Origin of the sequence: Microbacterium sp. LMX7-1.2, from assembly GCF_040675935.1 — a bacterium.
Lineage (GTDB): Bacteria > Actinomycetota > Actinomycetes > Actinomycetales > Microbacteriaceae > Microbacterium.
In genome coordinates, this window is the sequence record NZ_JBEGIL010000001.1 from 897,844 (window position 1) to 919,712 (window position 21,869).

The following is a 21,869-nucleotide window of genomic DNA, read 5'->3' on the forward strand; positions in this document are numbered from 1 at the left end:
ACCGTGAACGTCGCGTGAACGCATTCGCCGGGTGCTCCGGTCGCAGTTCGGGTACGGATCCGGTCAGGACAGCGGCTTGAGCTCCAGCTCGGTCGCGCCCGACCGTACGGTCGCGAAGGACGTGTAGCCGTCGGCCGCCGAGCGCTCGAGCAGCGCCTTGAGGTTCTTGGGGCGCCGCTCCAGTCGCACGCGCGCGCCTCCGGCGATCAGAGTCGCCTTGTGGCCCGCGAGCTCCGCGACCGGCACGTCGGCGTCGTGCACGAGCACGACCGCGCGCTCCTCGGCATCCGCTCTCGCGGTCACGAGGTCGACGAGACGCTCGAAGCCGAGCGAGAACCCGACGGCGGCGACCTGCTGGCCGAGGAAGCGCCCGATCATGCCGTCGTAGCGTCCCCCGCCGCCGAGCGAGTACCCGACCGAGGGGTGGGCGAGTTCGAAGATCGTGCCGGTGTAGTAGCCCATGCCGCGCACCAGGAACGGGTCGAACACGAGCGGGATGTCCGACGCGCTGCGCCCTGCGGCGACGGCCTCGCCGATGCCGACCAGGTGCCCCACGATCTCGTCGGGTACGCCCTCGGGCAGGGCCGTGCGGATCTGCCGCTCACCGTACGGGTTGTCCTCCAGTACCTGGGGACGCCCGAGGAACTCCTCGAACGCGTTGACAGCCGAGGCCGCGGCTCCGCGTTCGCGCAGCTCTGTCGCCACGCCCTCCGGTCCGATCTTGTCGAGCTTGTCGATCGTGATGAGCACGCCGGGGCGCTCCTCCGCCGAGAAGCCGAAGCTGTCGAGCATCCAGTCGAGCACGCGCCGGTCGTTGATCCGCACGGTCGCCCCCTCGAGCCCCAACGCGTCCACCGCATCCAGCGAGGCGACCATGAGCTCGGCCTCCGCACGTGCGGAGTCGTCGCCGATGATGTCGATGTCGCACTGCACGAACTGCCGGTACCGGCCTTTCTGCGGGCGCTCTGCACGCCACACCGGCCCGATCTGGATCGCGCGGAACACTCCGGGCAACTGGGCGCGGTTGCTCGCGTAGAAGCGGGCGAGCGGCACGGTCAGGTCGTAGCGAAGGCCCAGGTCGGAGAGCGCCGACTGGTCGTCGGCCGCGGCCCTGATCGCCTCGGCGTCGAGACCCCGGCGCAGCACGTTGTAGGCGAGCTTCTCGTTGTCGCCGCCGATCCCCGCGTGCAGCCGCGAGTACTCCTCGAGCGCGGGCGTCTCGATCTCGTCGAAGCCGTGTGCGCGGTAGCGCTCGCGGATGACGGAGAGCACGCTCTCGCGGCGGGCCTTGTCGGCGGGGAGGATGTCGCGCATGCCGCGCGGCGGATTCACAGTAGCCACGCCCCCCATCCTTCCAGGTCGGAGGCGGATGCCGTGGCTCAGCCGGCCGCCTCCGCCGCGCGCACCTCGTCCTCGAGCGCCCGCAGACGCTCCCGCAGCGCGCGCTCGGCGTCCCAGCCGTGCACCCTGGCCGTCGCGACGAGCGAGAGCAGAGCGTCGCCGAGCGCGGATTCGCTGCGCGGCCCGTCCGCCGGAGCGACGTCGACCCCGGCTCCCGCCGCACGACCCGCGATCTTCTGCGCGAGGGCGAGCGCCGGCATCCCCCGCGGTATCCCGTCGAGAACGCTCTCCCTCGTGCGCTTCTCGGCCGCCTTCGCGGCGTTCCAGTGCACGAGCACTTCCTCGGGAGTGTTCGCGACCTCCCCTGCGAACACGTGCGGATGCCGGCGCACCATCTTCTCGGTGAGCGTCTCCGCCACGTCGTCGATGTCGAAGGGATCCTCCGGATCCTGGGCTGCGATCGCCGCGTGGAACAGCACCTGCCACAGCAGATCGCCGAGCTCCTCGCGCAGATCAGCGCGCGATCCAGTCTCGACCGCATCGATGACCTCGTGCGACTCCTCGATCAGATAGGGCACGAGGTCGCGATGCGTGATGCGCTGCGACCACACGCACCGCTCGCGCACCGCGCGCATGGTCTCGGCCGCCGCACGCAGCGGATCGGTGCGGAAGTGTTCGGTCACGTCTGCTCCTCGGTTCGCATCGACTCTCTCACGTCGCGCGGCGTCATGCGTGCAGGGCACCCCTCCCGAGCGGGATACTCTCGATGCGTGACCCCCGCACAGAGTTTTCCCGAGCCCACCGACACCTCGGCCATCCGCATCATCGGCCGGTTCGAAGCGGGCCGAGGCATCCCGGACGCGATGCGCTCCGACGTGAGGATGCTCGGCGCCCTCCTCGGCCAGGTGCTGCGCGAGTCCGGCGGCGACGAGCTGTTCGCCGACGTCGAGCGGTTGCGTCTCGCCACGATCCAGGCATATGACGAAGAGACCTCCGACGCGTTCGAGCGCGCGGCGTCGATCGCGGAGTCGTTCAGCATCGAGCGCGCCGACGAGGTCGCCCGGGCGTTCACCTGCTACTTCCATCTCGTCAACCTCGCCGAGGAGCACCAGCGCGTGCGCGTCCTGCGCGAACGCGCCGGGCAGCCCGGCCGGGAGGACGCCGCCGACACCGTCGCCTCCGCATACGCGCGGCTGAAGAGCGAGATCGGCGACGACGAGGCGCGTCGACGCCTCGAGGGCCTGCGTTTCCACCCGGTGTTCACGGCGCATCCGACCGAGGCGCGCCGCCGCGCCGTGTCGTCGAGCATCCGCCGCCTGTCCGAGCTGCTCACGCAGCACGATGCCGCGAGCGAGAACGGCGCCGAGCAGCACCGCGCCCGCCGCCGCATGCTCGAGGAGATCGACACGCTGTGGCGCACGGCGCCGCTGCGCGCCCAGAAGCCCTCGCCGACCGACGAGGTCCGCACGGTCATGAGCGTGTTCGACGAGACGCTGTTCACGACGGTGCCGCACGTGTACCGCCGCATCGACGACGCCCTGCGCGGCGACGATTCCGGGGCGAGCGCGCCCGTCGTCCCGGCGTTCGTGCGCATCGGCTCGTGGGTCGGCGGCGATCGCGACGGCAACCCCTTCGTGACGGCATCCGTCACGCGTGAGGCATCGCAGATCGCCTCCGACCACGTGCTCCGCGGACTGGAGCGGGCTCTCGAGCGCATCGGCCGCACCCTCACCCTGGATGCCGAGGACACGCCGCCCAGCGCCGAGGTCCAGGCGCTCTGGGAGCGCTTCGCCGCCGCCGAGCCGCGTCTCGCGGAGGAGCTCGGCGCCCGGTCCCCCGGTGAGCCGTACCGCCGTGTCGTGATCGCCCTCGCGCACCGCGTCGCGGCCACCCGCCGCGGTGACGGCGAGCGCTACTCGGGCCCGGACGAGCTCCTCGCCGACCTCCGCGCCGTGCAGTCATCCCTCGTCGAGGCCGGCGCGAAGCGCCACGCCTTCGGCGGCGTGCAGCACCTCATCTGGCAGGTCGAGACCTACGGCTTCCACCTCACCGAGCTCGAGGTGCGTCAGCACTCGCAGGTGCACGCGAAGGCCCTCGCCGAGCTCACGGGCGATGAGCCGATCAGCGCCCAGACCGAGGAGGTGCTCGAGGTCTTCCGCGCGATCGCGGAGATCCAGCGCGACCGCGGCCTGCGGGCGGCCGGGCGCTACGTGGTGTCGTTCACGCAGGCAGCCAGCGACCTCGCGAACGTCTACGAGCTCGCCCGGCACGCGCTCGGCGACGACGCACCGGTGCTCGACGTGGTGCCGCTGTTCGAGACCTTCGCCGATCTGCAGGCCGCGCCCGGCATCCTCGCGGAGGCCGTGCAGTCTCCGGAGTTCCGCGAGCGGATGGCCGCGACCGGCAACCGCCTCGAGGTCATGCTCGGCTACTCCGACTCTTCGAAGGACGTCGGACCGGTGGCCGCGAACCTCGCGCTGTACGAGGCGCAGGAGAAGATCGCGCACTGGGCGCAGGAGTCCGGCATCGAGCTGACACTCTTCCACGGTCGCGGCGGCGCCCTCGGGCGCGGCGGCGGTCCCGCGAACTCGGCGATCCTCGCCCAGCCGCCGCATTCGGTCGACGGCCGCTTCAAGCTGACGGAGCAGGGTGAGGTCATCTTCGCCCGGTACGGCGAGCCGGCGATCGCGATGCGTCACATCGACCAGGTGGCTGCGGCGACGCTGCTCGCCTCCTCCCCGACCGTCGAGAAGCGCACGAGTGACGCGGCGCACCGTTTCGCCGACATCGCCGCGGTCATGGACTCGTCCTCGCGTGAGCGCTTCTTCTCGCTCGTGAAGGCGGAGGGCTTCGCGCCCTGGTTCGCGACCGTCACCCCGATGGAGGAGATCGGCCTCTTGGCCCTGGGCTCGCGCCCGGCGCGCCGCGGTCTCTCCGTCGAGTCGCTCGAGGACCTGCGGGCGATCCCGTGGGTGTTCGCGTGGACGCAGGCGCGCATCAACCTCGCGGGCTGGTTCGGTCTCGGCACGGCTCTGGCCGCCGTGGGCGACGAGGCCCGCCTCGTCGAGGCGTACCAGGAGTGGCCGCTGCTGCGCACGATGATCGACAACGTCGCGATGAGTCTCGCGAAGACCGACGAGCGCATCGCCCGCGAGTACCTCGCCCTGGGCGACCGCGACGATCTCGCGTCTCTCGTGCTCGACGAGCTCGCGCTCACCCGGGAGTGGGTCATCCGTCTCACCGGCGGCGTGGGACTGCTGGAGAACAAGCCGATCCTGCAGCGTGCGGTGCAGCTGCGCACGCCCTACGTCGATGCGCTGTCGCTCCTGCAGCTGCGCGCCCTGCGCGCCCTGCGCGATCCCGCCGAGGCGACGGGTTCGGGGTCCGAGGACGAGCAGCGCCGCCTGCTGCTGCTCTCGGTCAGCGGCGTCGCGGCTGGTCTGCAGAACACGGGATGATCGGCGGAGGCCCGCCCGCGGGATGCTGAATACCGGTATCCCGATAGAGTGAAAAGCTCGCCGGACCAGGCGCCCTTCTCACGCGACACGATCGCACTCCCGCATCCCGTCAGAAAGCTCTCTCGCGTGCCCTCTTCCGTTCTGCCCTCCGCCGACTTCCAGCCCCTCGCCGACTCCGTGCAGCCCGTGTTCGACACCGTGCTCGTCCGCAGCGCGCACGAACCCGAGTTCCAGCAGGCCGTGCACGAGGTGCTCCACTCGATCGCCCCGGTGCTCGAGAAGCACCCGGAGTACGTCGACGGCGGCATCCTCGACCGCGTCGTGGAGCCCGAGCGGCAGATCCTCTTCCGGGTGCCGTGGGTCGACGACGCGGGACGCCTGCAGGTCAACCGCGGCTACCGCATCCAGTTCTCCTCCGTGCTCGGCCCGTACAAGGGGGGTCTGCGCTTCCACCCGTCGGTGAACCTGTCGATCATCAAGTTCCTCGGCTTCGAGCAGATCTTCAAGAACGCGCTCACCGGTCAGGGCATCGGCGGCGGCAAGGGCGGCTCGGACTTCGACCCGCACGGTCGCTCCGACGCCGAGGTCATGCGCTTCTGCCAGTCGTTCATGAGCGAGCTGTACCGCCACCTCGGCGAGCACACCGACGTCCCCGCCGGCGACATCGGCGTCGGCGGCCGCGAGATCGGCTACCTGTTCGGTCAGTACCGCAAGATCACCAACCGCCACGAGTCCGGCATGTTCACGGGCAAGGGCACCGGCTGGGGCGGCGCCGAGGTGCGCACCGAGGCCACCGGCTACGGCGCGGTCTTCTTCGCGCAGGAGATGCTCGCGGTGCACGGCGACTCGCTCGACGGCAAGCGCGTCGGCGTCTCGGGCTCGGGCAACGTCGCGATCTACGCGATCCAGAAGGCGACCCAGCTCGGCGCGACCGCCGTCACGGCATCCGACTCCTCCGGCTATGTCGTCGACGACGCCGGCATCGACGTCGACCTGCTGCGTCAGATCAAGGAGGTCGAGCGCGCCCGCATCGTCGAGTACGCGAACCGTCGCCCGAGCGCCCGATTCGTCGAGGGCGGGAGCGTCTGGGAGGTGCCCGTCGACATCGCGGTACCCTCGGCCACGCAGAACGAGCTCGATCTGGCCGCCGCCGAGGCGCTCATCGCCAACGGCGTGCGTGCGGTGTCCGAGGGAGCCAACATGCCGTGCCTCCCCGCTGCCGTCGACGCATTCCAGGCCGCAGGCGTGCTGTTCGCGCCGGGCAAGGCCGCCAACGCCGGCGGCGTCGCGACGTCGGCGCTCGAGATGAGCCAGAACGCCTCGCGCCAGCGGTGGACCTTCGACGCGAGCGAGAACAAGCTCCGCGAGATCATGGCCGACATCCACGCGGCCGCCTTCGACGCCGCCGAGCGCTACGACGTCGCGGGCGACTACGTGGCCGGCGCGAACATCGCCGGCTTCGAGCGCGTCGCCGCCGCGATGCTCGCGCAGGGCGTCATCTGAGCAGGAGGGGGCGCGTCTGCGCCCCCTCCTCCCCTCAGCTCTCGTCGACCGGGACCTTCACGACCTTGTTGTAACCGGTCACCGCCTGGTTCTCGTCGAACGCGACGACCTTCTTGCGGAAGCCCTTCGTGATGAACGCGAGGTAGATCACGCCGAGGACCGTCCAGGTGATGCCGCCGATCAGGGCGTCCTGGTGCAGGTTGACCCAGAGGAGCCCGGTGAGGAGCGTGCCGATCGCGGGCATCACGATGTACGAGAAGATCTCGCGCGGCGTGCGGCGCATCCCCTTGCGGATCGCGAACCACGCGATCACCGAGATGTTCACGAACGTGAACGCGATCAGCGCGCCGTAGTTGATCCACGCAGCGATCAGCTCGAGCGTGAACGGGATGGCGAGCAGCGAGATCGCGCCCACCAGCACGATGTTGAACGTCGGCGTATGCGTGCGCTGGTTGATGTAGCCGAACGCCCGCTGCGGCAGCACGTTGTTGCGCCCCATCACGAGCAGCATGCGCGATACCGAGGCGTGCGAGGCGAGACCTGAGGCGAGCGTCGCACAGAAGCCCGCGGCCGTGAGCACCGCCATGAAGACGTTGCCGCCGACGAGGTCGCCGATGATCGGCAGCGTGGAGTCCTCGACGAACTGCATGTCGCCACCCGGAGCGAACTCGTTCCAGTCCGGGAACCGCAGCTGCGAGACGTACGAGGCGACGAGGAAGATCCCTCCGCCGAGGAGGACGGTCAAGAGGATCGCCTTCGGCATGATCTTCGGGTCCTTCGCCTCCTCGGCGTACATCGTGACGGCGTCGAAGCCGATGAACGAGAAGCAGACGATGGTCGCGCCGGTCAGCACGGCCCCCAGGGTCACGTCGTCGTGCAGGAATGCGCCGACGGAGAGGATCGTCGCCGCCCCGTCGCCGCGCATCAGCTGCGCGACCACGAGCACGACGAACACGACCATGACGACGATCGAGAACACGAGCAGGATCATGTTGAGGTTCGACGTGCCGCGCATGGTCATGTAGATGATGCTCGTGACGGCGATGCAGTACAGCACGACCCAGATCCACGCGGGGACGTCGGGGAACATGGCCTCGAGATAGCTCTTGATGATGAGGCAGTTCACCATGGGTAGCAGCACGTAGTCGATGAGCGAGGTCCAGCCGACCATGAAGCCGAGGTTCGGATGGATCGACTCGCGCACGTAGGTGTACGCGGATCCGGCGCTGGGGATCGCGCTCGCGATCTTGCCGTAGCTGATGGCCGTGAACACCATGACGATCAACGCCACGAGGTACGCGGCGGGGACGACGTCGTTCGTGTCGCGAGCGACCATGCCGAAGGTGTCGAACACCACGGTCGGCGTCATGTAGCCGAGGCCGAGGCCGACGATCGCCCAGAGGCCGAGATTCCGTCGGAGGCTCCCACCGCCGTGAGCGAGCGGCTTCGTCTTCTCTGCCATGTGTACTCCTCGAGGGACAGCGCATGGGCCGGACTTCGGGTCGTCCGACGCTGAGCATCAGTATGTACCCCTGCTATTCGTCAGCGGAAGACCGAATCTGATTCGAAATACGCATTTAACATGACACCTCGAAGCGGGATTCGAAGGAAGACTTTCACCAGCCTTCGGCGAGAACGCGATCGAGCATCGCGAGGACGTGATCTGCGCTCGCGATCGTGAGGCACAGCGGCGGCTTGATCTTCAGCACGTTCGAGCGCTCCGACGTCGTGAGCACGATCACGCCGAGCTCGCGCATCCGTTCGCAGATCGCCGCGGCCTCCGCTGCCGCGGGCTCCAGGGTCTCGCGGTCGCGCACGAGCTCGACACCCAGATAGAGGCCGGTGCCGTGCACCGGTCCGATCAGCGGATGCCGTCGCGCGAGCTCCTCGAAGCCCGCGACCAGGTGCGCGCCGACCTCGAGGGCGTTTCGCTGCAGGTCGTCTTCGACCATGGCATCGAGCACCGCGATTCCGACGCGGCAGCTGAGCGTGCTCCCTCCGGCGGAAGAGAAGAACTGTCCCTGGGCGCTCAGCGCGTCGGCGATGCGCCTCGTCGTGATCACGCCGCCGATCGGGAACCCGTTGCCCATGGGCTTGGCGATGGTGATGATGTCGGGCACCGCTCCGGACTGCTCGAAGCCCCAGAACGTCGACCCCAGGCGACCGAACCCGATCTGCACCTCGTCGGCGATGCAGAGGCCTCCCCGCGCGCGCACCCGCTCATACGCTCCGGCGAGGTACCCGTCCGGCAGCAGCACCCCGCCCGCGTTGCCCAGCACCGGTTCGCACAGGAACGCCGCGACGTCCCTCCGATCGGCCGACAGGAGATCCAGGTCGGTGTCGAGATCGGCGAGGTACGCGGCTGCCGTGTCGTCGCCCCGATAGGTGCCGCGGAACCGGTTGGGGACGTCGGCGACGTGCACCCAGCGCGGACGCGTGCCGACGGCATCCGGGTTGTCGTAGGCACTGGTCGTGACCGCGTCGCTCGCCTGGGTCCAGCCGTGATACGCCTCGCGGAGCGCCACGACCGTCGACCGTCCCGTGGCCGCCTGCGCGAGCCTGATCGCCAGGTCGACCGCCTCCGAGCCGCTGTTGACGAGCAGCACGGTGTCGAGTCCGCTGCCCTCCGGCAGGAGCGCGAGCAGCCGTTCGCTGTACTCCGCGAGGTCGCGGAACAGGAAGCGCGAGTTCGTGCCGAGCAGACGCAGCTGCGCGTTCGCGGCGTCCGCGACGGCCGGATGCGCGTGCCCGAGTCCCGCGACGTTGTTGACCATGTCGACGTGGCTGCGACCCGTCGTGTCGACCAGATGATGGCGCCAGCCGCGCTCGATCTGCGGCGGATGCTCGTAGTACCGCTCCTGGGCAGCCGCGAAGATGCGCCCGCGGCGACGCAGCTCGTCCTCCGACTCGTCGCGCTGGGCGAGGACGGGGATGCCGAGCAGCGGAGCGGGGTCGGCGGTCAGCCGCGCCCAGGCCGCCACGTCGTCGGGAGCGACGAGCCGGGCGCTCGCGGGTTCGGGCGCGAGGAGAGGCGAGGCATCCGACAGCGGGGTCGGCACCGGGGAGTCGGCGCGGCGGACGCCGACGACCACCACCCGGCCGTCGAACGAGGCGGCGAGTCTCCCGATCGCGTCTCCGCTCGCGACGGGCCCGCCCCGCGCGGGTTCCACATCCGCACCGCGGATCTCCACGATCCAGCCGTCGCCGACGGCAAGCCGCACGCGACCCTCGAGCACCGTCATCTCGCCGTCGACCGGGGCCGTCAGCCGCATCGAGGGGCCAGGGGCGATGTGCAGCTCTGTCTCGACGGGCCAGGTCGCGGCGGCATCGGCGGCGTCGATCACCGAGCGCGTGAGCCGGTACACGCCGTAGGGCATGACCGCCACCCGGGCGCCGGAGGCGTGCGCGTCCGCGATCAGCTGCGCCTCGGCATCCGATTCGAGCCACCGCCCGGCATCCAAACCGGCAGCCTCCACCCCGGGGTCGAGGATCGACACCCGTCCTTCGAGGTCGGGGATCAGCGAGGAGAGGTCCGTGAGCCCGGTCGCCCGGAACGACGGGGCGTCGATCCCGAGCCGCGCGCGCACGTGCTCGACGGCCTCCACAAGGGGAACGGAGGTCGCGGCGTCGAAGATCGCCTGCTCCCCCGCCACCCGCTCGGCGGCGTACTCGTTGTCGCCGTCGATCTCGAGCTGCCGCCACCCGCTCGCCACGAGGAGCGCGGCGCGCAGCACGATGAGCGGCCACACGGCGTCGGCCTCCTCGTCGCACAGCGGCACGAGTTCGTGGAACGCGGCGATCGTGTCGAGCACGCGCAGCGGTCGAGCGGGCTCGTGATGCAGCATCGACGCGGCGCACACGGCGAGTTCGGCGACGCGCCACCCCGTCCCGAGGTCGCCCAGATCGATCACGACACGCGGATGCAGTCGCGAGTCGCTCCTGCGCTCCCCCATGACATTGTCGTCGGTGAGGTCGCCGTGGATCGGCTGAACCGGAAGTCGATCGGCCACGACCGCGAGCGCGGCCTCCGCCTCCTCGGCGGCCTCGCGCACGCGGGCGCGGAGCCGCGAGTCCGTGATCGACGGGGACAGCAGCCGCACCTGCGCGGCGGCGACCCGCATGTCCCACATCTGCTCGCGGTCGAGTCCCGGATGCCGGAGCCCGGCGAGGGCGGTGACGGAAGCCGCGGCGAGCGCTCCGAACTCCGACAGCACGATCGGAGCGAGATAGCCGGCATCGACGAGCGGCTCCCCCTCGGCGAACTCGCTGCGTCGTACGGCGAATCCGCCCCACCTCTGGGTGAGCGCGCCGTCGATTCCGGGCAGCACTGCGGGCACGTCGACGCCCGCCGAACGGTATGCCTCGATGGCGGCGTGCTGCGCATCGCGGGCCTCGTCGCCGGTCACCGGGTTGTCGACGCGGAGCACGCTGCGGGTGCCGTCGGCTTCGCGCAGCACGAAGTTGCGATCCTGGTTGCTGCCGAGCTCGGTCGCGGAGGCATCGATGCCGTAGCACTCTCGGGCGATGGCCTCGGCGTCCGCGGTCGTCACCGCCGGGCGGACGAGCCCGGTGCCCGCGCTCACCCCCGCCCCACCGCGGGGCCGTCGCCGCGGGCGCCGTCGGTGTGGATCGTCCCGTCGATGAGCACGTCGTCCGCATGGCGGGCGAGCGAGGTGCCGTAGCGCTCGGTGAGCTGCACCATGAGGTCGGGGGTGTCGCGGTCCACGCCGAAGACGTGCCCGGGAAAGTCGAGGTCGGGCTGCGCGGCGGCGATCTCGTCCTCGCGGTCGGGCGACAGGAGCTGCACGGGGTCGCCCACCGCGACCCAGCCGATCGGCACGACGGTGCCCGCGGGAAGCACGGCGCGACGGTGCACGATCGCGTTGACGCGCACCTCGCAACGGTCGCCGACCAGGGCGCCGTTGAAGATCCGGGCACCCGAGGCGAAGAAGACCTCCTCGCCGACGGTCGCTCCCGCGATGCTCGCGAGCGTGCCGATGAGCGTGTGCGATCCGATGTGCACCGCGTTCGCAGCGGTCGCGCGGATCAGCGCGTTCTCCATCACGATCACGTGCTCGCCGAGCCGGATCGGGCCACCCTCGGCCGTGATCACGGCCCCGTGCAGTACCTGACAGTTCGGCCCGATCTCGACGTCGCCCGAGACGACGGCGGTGGGGGCGATGACGGCGGTGTCATGGATGCGGGGTCGAGCCCCGAGGTGCTCGTACAACATGACGTCAGCGTAGCGCTGCGGGCGTCCCGCGCGAGAGGACTACTTCCTGGCGCCGGCTCGGCGGACCATTCCGATCACGATCGTCGCCAGGAACAGGACGATGCCGAGGACCGCGAGCCAGAGGAGTCCCTTGACGACGAAGCCGAAGACCGCGAGACCGGCCCACACGATGAGGAGGATGATCAGAAGTGCCCACATGGCTTCATCTTCCCTCGCCCGCGGTCTGCCGTCACCCCGTTGACGTGCGGTGACCGTGTCGCTAGCTCTCCCACTGCTACGCTGGCGCACATGGCTGGCCTCTGAATCGATCCCCTCCCCGCCGTTCGGCTGCGTTCTCGCGCGCCTCGGCTCCTCGATCGAAAGGCTCACCCATGCACCCCACCGACCTTCCTCTCTCCGGCAGGACCGCCCTCGTCACCGGTGTCTCCCGACTGCGCGGCATCGGCTTCGCCACCGCCTCGATGCTCGCCAGCCTCGGCGCGAACGTCGTGATCCATCACTATCGTCCGCACGACCTCGACCAGCCCTGGGGCGGTGACGACCTCGACGAGGTGCGCTCCGGCATCGCCGCCGTCCTCGCTCCGGGCGCCGCGATGGCCGACCATCACGCCGATCTCCGCAATCCCGCCGCGATCGACCCGCTGCTCGACGCCGCCTCGGCGCTCACCGGCCGGCTCGACATCCTCGTCTGCAACCAGGCGCTCACGGGCGGCGACGGATCGATCTTCGACATGACCCCCGAGCGGCTCGACGCGCACTGGCAGACGAACGCGCGTGCGTCGCTGCTGCTCACGGCCGGGCTCGCGCGGCGCCGACGGCAGGAGCTCGGGGGCGCGGGGATCGACATCGCACGGCCGGGCGATCGCGTCGCCGACTTCGGACCGTTCGACGCGCCGACGGGACACGTCGTCTGGATGACCTCGGGGCAGGGTCACGGCGCGATGGTCGGCGAGATCGCGTATGCCACGAGCAAGGCCGCCCTCGCCGGCATCACGCGTTCGGTCGCCCGCGAGCTGCTCGACGTGGGGATCGTGCTGAACACCGTGAACCCCGGGCCTGTGAACACCGGCTATCTCGACCCCGACACGACCGACCGCGATCTCTCCGGCGTCGCGGACTGGATCACGGCGCAGCCGTTCGGACGCGTGGGTCGGCCGTCGGACCCCGCGAACCTGATCGGCTGGCTGTGCACGCCGGCCGGATCGTGGGTCGTCGGCCAGGTCCTCACCTCGGACGGCGGCTTCTCGCTCTGACTCGGACCCTCCCCCTGCCCGCCTCCGGGCACGGCTGCGGATGCCGGACGCGCCACGCCGCGGCATCCGCCCTGCCGGCGGCGTGTCGGCCGCCGTCTCCGAAGCTGTGCCCGGGACCGCCGACCTCACTCGGCCGGGACGGGCTCCGGGAAGATCGCGGTGAACAGTTGGCCGACCCATTCGAGCAGCTCGGCGTCCGGCAGCGGCTCGAGCCCCACGCCGACCGCTGCGGGGACCGTCGGCATCGGCACGACGAGCGCCTCACCGCTCGCGACGAGCTTGGCCTTGGGGTACAGCCGCTGAAGGCGCACCTTGATCGAATCCTCCAGACGTGCCGGGGCGATGCGCAGGTTCGAGCCCATCACGACGACGTCCGCGAGTCCCGCCCTAGCGGCACGACGGCGCAGACGGGCGACGGCGACCAGACCCTCGACCTCCTCGGGCGGGGTGCCGTAGCGGTCGGTCAGCTCCTCGATCACGAGGTCGATCGCGTCATCCTTCGCGGTCGCCGCGGATGCGGCCGACAGCTTCTGGTAGGCCTCGAGCCTCAGCCGCTCGCTGTCGATGTAGTGCTCCGGGATGCGCGCGTCCAGCGGCAGCTCCAGACGCAGTTCCTGCCCGGACTCCACCTCGTCGCCGCGGAACGTCGCGACGGCCTCGCCGATCATCCGCAGGTACAGGTCGAAGCCGACGCCCGCGATGTGGCCGGCCTGCTCGCCGCCGAGCAGGTTGCCCGCGCCGCGCAGCTCGAGGTCCTTGAGCGCGACCTGCATGCCGGAGCCGAGGTCGTTGTTCACCGCGATGGTCTGCAGGCGGTCGGCCGCCGTCTCGCTGAGCGGCTTTATCTCGTCGTAGAGGAAGTACGCGTAGGCCCGCTCACGCCCACGACCGACGCGGCCGCGCAGCTGGTGCAACTGGCTCAGACCGTACTTGTCGGCACGGTCGATGATGATCGTGTTCGCGTTCGAGATGTCCAGCCCGGTCTCGATGATGGTGGTCGAGACGAGCACGTCGAACTTGCGCTCCCAGAAGTCGTCGACCACCTGTTCGAGCGCATGCTCGCCCATCTGCCCGTGCGCCACCGCGATGCGCGCCTCGGGAACGAGCTCGGCGAGCTGTGCCGCGACCCGCTGGATCGACTGCACGCGGTTGTGCACGAAGAACACCTGCCCCTCGCGGAGGATCTCGCGTCGGATCGCCGCGGCGATCTGCTTGTCGCTGCGCGGGCCCACGAAGGAGAGGATCGGATGCCGGTCCTCCGGCGGGGTCGCCAGGGTCGACATCTCGCGGATGCCGGTGACGGCCATCTCGAGCGTGCGCGGGATGGGCGTCGCGCTCATCGCGAGGATGTCGACGTTCGTCTTCATCTTCTTCAGCGCGTCCTTGTGCTCGACGCCGAAGCGCTGCTCCTCGTCGATGATCATGAGGCCGAGGTCCTTGAACATCACCTGGTCGGTGAGGATGCGGTGCGTGCCGATGACCATGTCGACCGTCCCGTCGAGGAGGCCGGCGAGGGTGAGCTTCGCCTCCTTGTCGGTCTGGAAGCGCGAGAGCGGACGCACCTTGACCGGGAACCCCGCGAAGCGCTCGGTGAAGGTCTCGAGGTGCTGCTTCACGAGCAGCGTGGTCGGCACGAGCATCGCGACCTGCTTGCCGTCCTGGATCGCCTTGAACGCGGCGCGCACCGCAACCTCGGTCTTGCCGAAGCCGACGTCTCCCGACAGCAGGCGGTCCATGGGGATGGGCCGCTCCATGTCGGCCTTGATCTCGTCGATCGTCTGCAGCTGGTCTTGCGTCTCGGCGAAGGGGAACGCCTCTTCGAGCTCACGCTGCCACGGGGTGTCGGGCCCGAAGGCGTGGCCCTTGGCGGCCATGCGCGCCGAGTACAGCTTGACGAGCTCGACCGCGATGTCGCGCACGGCCTTGCGAGCCTTGCCCTTGGCCTGCGCCCAGTCGCTGCCGCCCATCTTCGAGAGCGTGGGGCCCTCGCCGCCGACGTACTTCGACAGCAGGTCGAGCTGGTCGGTCGGCACGAAGAGCTTGTCGCCCGGGTAGCCGCGCTTCGACGGCGCGTACTCGAGAACCAGGTAGTCGCGGGTCGACTTGGTCGCGTTGCGGCCTCCCGTCGACACCTCGCGCTTGGTCATCTCGACGAACCGTCCGATGCCATGGGTGTTGTGGACGACGAAGTCGCCCGGCTTCAGCTGCAGCGGGTCGACGACGTTCTTGCGCCGCGAGGCGAGCTTCTTGACGACGCGCTGGTCGCCGCCGATCGTGCGTCCGTAGAACTCGTTGTCGGTGAGCACGGCGAGCCTCGCGTCGGCCACCTGGAAGCCGGACTCGACCGTGCCCGTGACGAGGGTCGCGACTCCGGCATCCGGTGCCTCGGTCAGACTCTCGACGACGCGGGCGGCGATCCCCCGGTCGGAGAGCACGTCGCGTGCGCGGTCGACGAGTCCGGGTCCGGCGGCGATCACGACGACCCGCCAGCCATCGGCGACCTTCGCGTCAACGAAGGAGATCGCGCCGTCGACGTTGCCGTGGAACGAGGGGATCACGGCGGAGTCGACGGTCTCGGCGTCCTCTCCTCCCATCGCGAACGGGCTGAGCCGCCACCACACGCCGCCGCGGTCGCGGACGATCTCGCGGAGGCGCGCGATCGTGAGGAAGTCGCCGGCGCCGAGGTCGATCGGGGCCGAGGCGCCGGAGGTCGCGGCGCTCCACGCCGCGTCGAGGAACTCGCGGTTCGTCTCACCGAGGGTGATCGCGCGGGCGCTGGAGCGCTCGGGGTCGACGACCGCGGTCGCGCTCCCCTCGGGCAGGTACTCGGCGAGCGACTTCAACGGTCCGGCGACGGCGGGCAGAAGCGATTCCATGCCCTCGACGGGGATGCCCTCGGCCATCTTCTCGAGCATCTGCGAGATCGCCGGGAACCCTCCGATCAGCGCCCGTGCACGGTCGCGCACATCGGGCGTGAGCAGCAGCTCGCGGCTCGGCGGAAGGTCGACGAGAGCGACGTCGCCGGGGAGCGAGCGCTGGTCGGCGACCGAGAAGGCCCGGATCTGGTCGACCTCGTCGCCGAAGAACTCGATGCGGTACGGATGCTCGGACGTCGGCGGGAACACGTCGAGGATGCCGCCGCGCACCGCGAACTCTCCGCGACGCGACACCATGTCGACCCGCGAGTAGGCGCGCTCGACGAGCTGCTCGGCGACGCGGTCGAGCTCGTACCCCCGGGTGCCGACAGACAGCTCGAGCGGCGAGATGTCGCCGAGGTTCCCGGCGATGGGCTGCAGCGCGGCGCGGACGGAGGCGACCACGACCAGGGGCCGGTCGCCCGACCACTCCGCGATGCGGCGCAGCGTCTGCAGACGCTGGCCGACCGTGTCCGGGCTCGGGCTCAGCCGCTCGTGCGGGAGGGTCTCCCACGCGGGGAAGGTCACGACCTCGGCATCCGGCAGGTAGGCGGCGAGCGCCTGGGACAGGCTCTCGGCGCGTCGCCCGGTCGGCACGACCGTGAGGAGCGCTGCGGGATGACCCGCGGCGCGGCGCTTCTCGAGGAGTCCGGCGAGCGCGGGCGCGTCGAGCCCGTCGACGAGCCCGAGATCGGCGTCGGTCTGCGCCCAGGTGAGGGCGTCACGATACAGAGACGCCTCTTCCAAGGCGCGCAGAATCCCCGGAACAGTCACCAGACAAGCCTAGCCGCGGCATCCGACATCGGGATCGCGATGGCTAGGATGCTCGGATGGAACCGGCCACCCTCACCACCGAACGACTCGTGCTGCGGACGCCGACCGAGGCCGACGTCGACGCGATCACCCAGGCCTGCCAGGACCCGGAGATCCAGAGATGGACCACCGTCCCGAGTCCCTATGCACGGACCGATGCGGAGGACTTCGTGCGTCTGGTCGAGGGCTGGTGGGCCGACGGCAGCGAGACGACCTGGGCCATGCACCGCGACGGCGAGCTCGTGGGCATGATCGGGTTGCACCGCATCCGGCGTCAGCGGAGCGGCGGTGCTGCCGAGATCGGGTTCTGGGTGACCGACGCCGCCCGCGGCCAGGGCTACGTCGTCGAGGCGGCGACCGCGGTGGTGGACTGGGGCTTCGGCGAACTCGGGCTCTCCCGGATCGAATGGCGCGCGATCGCCGACAACGTGCGCTCGGCGAAGACCGCACGGGCGCTCGGGTTTCGCTACGAGGGCCTCCTGCGGCAGGCCTTCGCGAGCGGCGAGCGGCGCGAGGACAGCTGGGTCGCCGGTCTCCTCCGGGACGACGACCGCACCCCTGCCCCCTGGCCCGTGCTCGCCTGATCGCGTCGCCCCGCCCGCCCCTCCCACGCGCACGCCGAGGTAGGCGATGACGCGGAGGGAGGTCGATTCCGACCGGAACGTCCTACGTCGGCGTGATCGCCTCCCTCCGCGTCCCCCGGTTCCACCCCCTGGTCCTGTGTCGGACCCGGGTGGCAGGATGGGCGCATGCCGGAGATGCCGGAGGTCCAGGGCCTGACGACGTTCCTCGCCGAGCGCGTGGTGGGGCATACCGTCACGCGCACGAGCGTCGGGGCCATCGCCGCGCTCAAGACCTACGACCCGCCGAACACCGCACTGCACGGCGCCGAGATCACGGCGGCCTCGCGACGCGGCAAGTTCATCGTGCTGTCAGCGGGCGCAGACCTGCATCTCGTCTTCCATCTCGCCAAGGCCGGCTGGCTGCGCTGGTACGAGCTCCTCCCCACCACGCTCATCAAGCCGGGCAAGTCCCCGATCGCCCTGCGCGTCGCGTTCGACGACGACAGCGGCTTCGACCTCACCGAGGCGGGCACGAAGAAGTCGCTCGCCGTGTACGTCGTGCGCGACCCCGAGCAGGTCCCCGGCATCGCACGACTCGGCCCCGACCCGCTCGACGCGGCCTTCACGCGGGAGGCGTTCGGCGCCGTCCTCGACGGACGCCGGATGCAGATCAAGGGGCTCCTGCGAGACCAAGGCGTGATCGCAGGCATCGGCAACGCGTACTCCGACGAGATCCTGCACGCAGCCAAGATGTCGCCGTACGCGATCGCCGGCACGCTCGACGGCGCCGAGGTCGACCGCCTCTACACCGCGATGCAGACCACGCTGACGGATGCCGTCGCCGAGGCGTCGGGCAAACCTCCGGCCGATCTCAAGGACGCGAAACGGCGAGGGATGCAGGTGCACGCCCGCCGCGGAGAAGCCTGCCCCGTGTGCGGCGATACCGTGCGGAGCGTGTTCTTCGCCGACCGCTCACTGGAGTACTGCCCGACCTGCCAGACGGGCGGCAAGATCCTCGCCGATCGCCGCCTCTCCCGCCTGCTGAAGTGAGTACTGCCCGCCTGCTGAAGTGACACTCCCCTCCTCACGCGCCCGCGCTGTATTACGCGGAATGAAACGCGTCCAGGCGCGTTGAGTACACTCAGAGCATCAACGTGCTCCGGGGTCGGTGGGAATCCGAACCGGCGGTGACAGTCCGCGAGCGTCTCGATTCGTCGAGATGCCGATCCGGTGGAAATCCGGAACCGACGGTGATGCGAGGCGCAGCCTCGCTAGTCCGGAAGGGAGGCAGCACGGTGGGCCGCCGCATGCGCGTTCCCGCTGTCCTCCCCTGCGACCCTCGGAGTCCAGAGAGGACCAACGGATGGCAGTGAACGAGGCGGAACGCCGGGCGATGACCCGAGCGCTCGAACTCGCGACCCTCGGCCCGCGCGGCATCAATCCGCAGGTGGGCGCCGTCATCCTCTCCCCCCACGGCTCCGTGCTCGCTGAGGGCTGGCACCGGGGCGCCGGCACCCCGCACGCCGAGGTCGACGCCCTCGCCAAGCTCGCTCCGGGCGCGGCCCGCGGCGCCACCGCCGTCGTCACCCTCGAACCGTGCAACCATACCGGGCGCACCGGTCCGTGCGCCGTCGCGCTGATCGAGGCAGGCGTCGCCCGCGTCGTCTACGCGCTCGACGACCCCGGTGCCGTCTCGGGCGGCGGCGCCGATCGGCTGCGCGCCGCGGGGGTGAGCGTCGAGGCGGGCGAACAGGCCGACGCCGCCCTTCGCGTCATCGACGGATGGCTCACGGCCCAGCGTCTCGGACGGCCGCACGTCACCGTGAAGTGGGCGCAGAGCCTCGACGGCCGCGCCGCGGCATCCGACGGGTCGAGCCAGTGGATCACCGGAGCGGAGGCCCGTGCGGACGTGCACCGTCGCCGCGCCGACGCCGACGCGATCGTCGTCGGCACCGGCACCCTGCTCGCCGACGACCCCGCTCTCACCGCTCGCGACGGCGACGAGCTCTACGCCGCGCAGCCCATCCCCGTCGTGATCGGCACGCGCCCCATCCCCGACGACGCCGCGATCCGCCGGCATCCGCATACCGCCCTCGCCTACGAGACGCACGACGTGCGGGCCGTGCTGGCCGACCTGCACGAGCGCGGCATCCAGAGCGTGTTCGTGGAGGGAGGCCCCACGCTCGCGAGCGCGTTCATCGCGGCCGGGCTCGCCGACCGCGTGCTCGCGTACATCGCGCCGGTGCTGCTGGGCGGCCCCCGCCTCGCGCTCACCGACATCGGCGTCCCCTCGATCGACGCCGCGCGCCGCCTGGCGGTCGAGGAGTGGGTGCCGCTCGGCGCCGATCTCCTGGCGATCGCGCACCCTGACACCACCCGACCAGAAGGAAGCCACTGATGTTCACCGGAATCATCGAGGAGATCGGCGAGATCACCGCCATCGCGCCGTCCGGCGACGGCTGGCGTCTCACGGTGCGCGCGCCGAAGGCCGCAGCGGATGCCATGCACGGCGAGTCGATCGCGGTGTCCGGCGTGTGCCTGACGGTGGTCGACTCGACCGCCGACACCTTCGACGCCGACGTCATGAAGCAGACGCTCGACGTCGCGGCTCTCGGCGACGCGACCGTCGGCGCACGCGTGAACATCGAAAAGGCGATGCCCGTGGGCGCGCGCCTCGGCGGGCACATCGTCCAGGGCCACGTCGACGGCGTGGGCACCGTGATCGAGGTCCGGCCCGGAGCTCAGTGGAGTGTCCTGCGCGTCGAGATCCCCGACGACCTCGCCCCGCTCGTGGTCGACAAGGGATCGATCTCGATCGACGGAACCTCGCTCACGGTCAGTGCAGTGAGTCCCGCCGACGCCGATCACCACTGGCTCGAGGTCTCCCTCATCCCGGAGACGCTCGCCGCGACCACCCTGGGCTCCCGCGCGGTCGGCGACCGCGTCAACCTCGAGACCGACATCCTCGCCCGTCACGTCGAGCGGCTGCTCGCGTTCCGGGCAGCACCGGAAGGAGGCTCACGATGAGCCTGTCCACCATCGCCGAGGCGATCGAGGCGCTGCGCGCCGGACGTCCCGTCCTCGTCGCGGACGACGAGAACCGCGAAAACGAGGGCGACGTCGTGCTCTCCGCCGAGCTCGCGACCCCCGAGTGGGTCGCGTGGACCGTGCGCTGGTCGTCGGGCTTCATCTGCGCACCGATGCCGGCCGACCTCGCCGACTCCCTCAACCTGCCGCCCATGGTCGCGGCCAGCGAGGACGCCCGCTCGACCGCGTACACCGTGAGCGTGGATGCCGCGGAGGGCGTCACGACGGGCATCAGCGCCCACGACCGGGCACACACCCTCAACGTGCTGGCGAACCCGGAATCGACCGCCACGAGCATCATCCGCCCCGGCCACGTGCTGCCGTTGCGGGCGGTCGACGGCGGCGTGCGCGAGCGCAGCGGGCACACCGAGGCGGCTGTCGACCTCATGAAGCTCGCGGGCCTGAACCCGGTCGGGGCGATCGCCGAGGTGGTCGCCGAGGACGGGAGCATGATGCGCCTGCCCGGGCTGCTCGAACTCGGCGCGCGCGACGGCGTGCCGGTCATCACGATCGAACAGCTCATCGCGCACCTGAACGAGATCGACCCGTCGGGATGGGCGCCGGAGCGGGCGAGCCGCCGCGTGAGCCTGCGCGCCGATGCGACCGTGCCGACCACGCACGGCTCCTTCCGTTTCCTCGCCTACAAGGACCGGGTCACCGGCACCGACCACATCGCCGTGGTGTCGGGCGAACCCGGAGAGACTGCGCTCGTGCGCGTGCACTCGGAGTGCCTGACGGGCGAGGCGTTCGGCTCGCTCAAGTGTGAGTGCGGCCCGCAGCTCGACGCGGCGCTCGACGCGATCGAGCAGGAGGGCGGCGTCGTGATCTACATGCGCGGCCACGAGGGACGCGGCATCGGTCTGATCAACAAGCTGCGTGCGTACAGCCTCCAGGAGGAGGGCCTCGACACGGTCGACGCGAACCTCGCGCTCGGCCTGCCCGCCGACGCCCGCGACTACGCCGCGGCGGCCGGGATCCTTGCCGACCTCGGGATCTCCGCGGTCCGGCTGCTCACGAACAACACCGACAAGGTGGACCAGCTGCGCGCCCTCGGACTCGACGTGGTCGAGCAGGTGCCGCTGATCGTGGGCGTCGGCCCGAACAACCACCAGTACCTCGAGACCAAGCGTGACCGGATGGGTCACATCATCGGAGAGGCGGAGCTCGCAGAGGCTCTCGCCGAAGGAAAGAAGGACGACGCATGAGCGGCGCAGGCGCAGCACCCCGTACGGAGAAGATCGACGGCGCAGGACTCGACGTCGTCGTGATCGCCGGAACCTGGCACGACGTCATCACGAACGGGCTCATCGCGGGTGCGCAGCGCGTGCTCGACGAGTCGGGTGCCGCGTACCGCGTCGTGCGGGTGCCCGGGTCGTTCGAGCTCGCGGTGGCGGCGCAGGCGGCTTTCGCGGGTGGCGCGGACGCGGTCGTCGCGCTGGGAGTGATCATCCGCGGCGGCACGCCGCACTTCGAGTACGTGTCGGCCGCGACGACCGACGGGCTCACCCGGGTGTCGCTCGACGCCGACAAGCCGGTCGGCTTCGGCGTGCTGACGCTCGACGACGAGAAGCAGGGACTCGACCGCGCGGGACTCGAGGGCTCGCACGAGGACAAGGGCGCGGAGGCGGCGGATGCGGCGCTGCGCACGGCGCTCGTGATCCGGGAGCTCCGCGGCTGAGGTGAGGCGGGCCTTGGTGGCGGAA

16 protein-coding genes and 1 riboswitch are annotated in these 21,869 nt (G+C 70.6%); of the genes, 9 read left to right on the forward strand and 7 right to left on the reverse strand.

Annotation, left to right across the window (positions count from 1 at the left end):
• Positions 1-63 precede the first annotated feature (63 nt).
• Positions 64-1,314 (reverse strand): histidine--tRNA ligase, encoded by a 1,251-nt coding sequence (locus MRBLMX7_RS04540; RefSeq protein WP_363370813.1) that lies wholly within the window; start codon positions 1,312-1,314, stop codon positions 64-66.
• A gap of 65 nt (positions 1,315-1,379) precedes the next feature.
• Positions 1,380-1,976 (reverse strand): MazG family protein, encoded by a 597-nt coding sequence (locus MRBLMX7_RS04545; RefSeq protein WP_363370815.1) that lies wholly within the window; start codon positions 1,974-1,976, stop codon positions 1,380-1,382.
• A 135-nt stretch (positions 1,977-2,111) separates the two neighbouring features.
• On the opposite strand from MRBLMX7_RS04545, the gene MRBLMX7_RS04550 reads away from it, so the two are divergent.
• A complete protein-coding gene (locus MRBLMX7_RS04550; RefSeq protein WP_363366386.1) occupies positions 2,112-4,799 on the forward strand; it encodes a phosphoenolpyruvate carboxylase in 2,688 nt (895 codons plus the stop codon).
• Positions 4,800-4,940: 141 nt separating this feature from the next.
• Entirely contained in the window at positions 4,941-6,302 is a 1,362-nt protein-coding gene (gene gdhA / locus MRBLMX7_RS04555) for an NADP-specific glutamate dehydrogenase (protein WP_414685137.1), read from the forward strand.
• A 34-nt stretch (positions 6,303-6,336) separates the two neighbouring features.
• On the opposite strand, the gene MRBLMX7_RS04560 is transcribed toward gdhA, so the two are convergent.
• The 4 genes from MRBLMX7_RS04560 to MRBLMX7_RS04575 form a co-directional block, all read right to left on the reverse strand.
• Entirely contained in the window at positions 6,337-7,764 is a 1,428-nt protein-coding gene (locus tag MRBLMX7_RS04560) for an APC family permease (protein ID WP_363366388.1), read from the reverse strand.
• A gap of 154 nt (positions 7,765-7,918) precedes the next feature.
• On the reverse strand, positions 7,919-10,885 hold the full coding sequence (locus tag MRBLMX7_RS04565; RefSeq protein WP_363366389.1) for an aminotransferase: 2,967 nt from the start codon (positions 10,883-10,885) through the stop codon (positions 7,919-7,921).
• Positions 10,882-11,535 carry a gamma carbonic anhydrase family protein gene (locus MRBLMX7_RS04570; RefSeq protein WP_363366390.1) on the reverse strand — a complete coding sequence of 218 codons (654 nt, stop codon included), beginning with the start codon at positions 11,533-11,535 and terminating at the stop codon, positions 10,882-10,884. Before MRBLMX7_RS04570 ends, MRBLMX7_RS04565 begins: the two co-directional genes overlap by 4 nt.
• Before the next feature lie 39 nt (positions 11,536-11,574).
• Entirely contained in the window at positions 11,575-11,733 is a 159-nt protein-coding gene (locus MRBLMX7_RS04575) for a hypothetical protein (protein WP_363366391.1), read from the reverse strand.
• A 173-nt stretch (positions 11,734-11,906) separates the two neighbouring features.
• Here MRBLMX7_RS04575 and MRBLMX7_RS04580 point away from each other — a divergent pair, with 173 nt between their 5' ends.
• Positions 11,907-12,788 (forward strand): SDR family oxidoreductase, encoded by an 882-nt coding sequence (locus tag MRBLMX7_RS04580; RefSeq protein WP_363366392.1) that lies wholly within the window; start codon positions 11,907-11,909, stop codon positions 12,786-12,788.
• Between the two features lie 125 nt (positions 12,789-12,913).
• Here MRBLMX7_RS04580 and mfd read toward each other — a convergent pair whose 3' ends face one another.
• Positions 12,914-16,477: a transcription-repair coupling factor gene (mfd, locus tag MRBLMX7_RS04585; RefSeq protein WP_363366393.1), complete on the reverse strand. Its 3,564-nt coding sequence runs from the start codon at positions 16,475-16,477 to the stop codon at positions 12,914-12,916.
• Positions 16,478-16,533: 56 nt separating this feature from the next.
• Between mfd and MRBLMX7_RS04590 the strand changes: the two genes are divergently transcribed.
• From MRBLMX7_RS04590 to ribH, 6 genes are all read left to right on the forward strand, one after another.
• Positions 16,534-17,100 (forward strand): GNAT family N-acetyltransferase, encoded by a 567-nt coding sequence (locus MRBLMX7_RS04590; protein WP_363366394.1) that lies wholly within the window; start codon positions 16,534-16,536, stop codon positions 17,098-17,100.
• 165 nt (positions 17,101-17,265) lie between these two features.
• Entirely contained in the window at positions 17,266-18,129 is an 864-nt protein-coding gene (locus tag MRBLMX7_RS04595; RefSeq protein ID WP_363366395.1) for an Fpg/Nei family DNA glycosylase, read from the forward strand.
• 101 nt (positions 18,130-18,230) lie between these two features.
• A riboswitch (FMN riboswitch) is annotated at positions 18,231-18,376 on the forward strand.
• Positions 18,377-18,442: 66 nt separating this feature from the next.
• Positions 18,443-19,477, forward strand: a complete 1,035-nt coding sequence (ribD, locus tag MRBLMX7_RS04600; protein ID WP_363366396.1) for a bifunctional diaminohydroxyphosphoribosylaminopyrimidine deaminase/5-amino-6-(5-phosphoribosylamino)uracil reductase RibD — start codon at positions 18,443-18,445, stop codon at positions 19,475-19,477.
• The gene (locus tag MRBLMX7_RS04605) at positions 19,477-20,106 is read left to right on the forward strand and encodes a riboflavin synthase (RefSeq protein WP_363366397.1); all 630 of its coding nucleotides are present in this window, start codon (positions 19,477-19,479) and stop codon (positions 20,104-20,106) included. Before ribD ends, MRBLMX7_RS04605 begins: the two co-directional genes overlap by 1 nt.
• Positions 20,103-21,371 carry a GTP cyclohydrolase II gene (gene ribA, locus MRBLMX7_RS04610; protein WP_363366398.1) on the forward strand — a complete coding sequence of 423 codons (1,269 nt, stop codon included), beginning with the start codon at positions 20,103-20,105 and terminating at the stop codon, positions 21,369-21,371. Before MRBLMX7_RS04605 ends, ribA begins: the two co-directional genes overlap by 4 nt.
• Positions 21,368-21,844 (forward strand): 6,7-dimethyl-8-ribityllumazine synthase, encoded by a 477-nt coding sequence (gene ribH, locus MRBLMX7_RS04615; RefSeq protein WP_363366399.1) that lies wholly within the window; start codon positions 21,368-21,370, stop codon positions 21,842-21,844. The genes ribA and ribH overlap by 4 nt, the downstream gene beginning before the upstream one ends.
• Positions 21,845-21,869 lie beyond the last annotated feature (25 nt).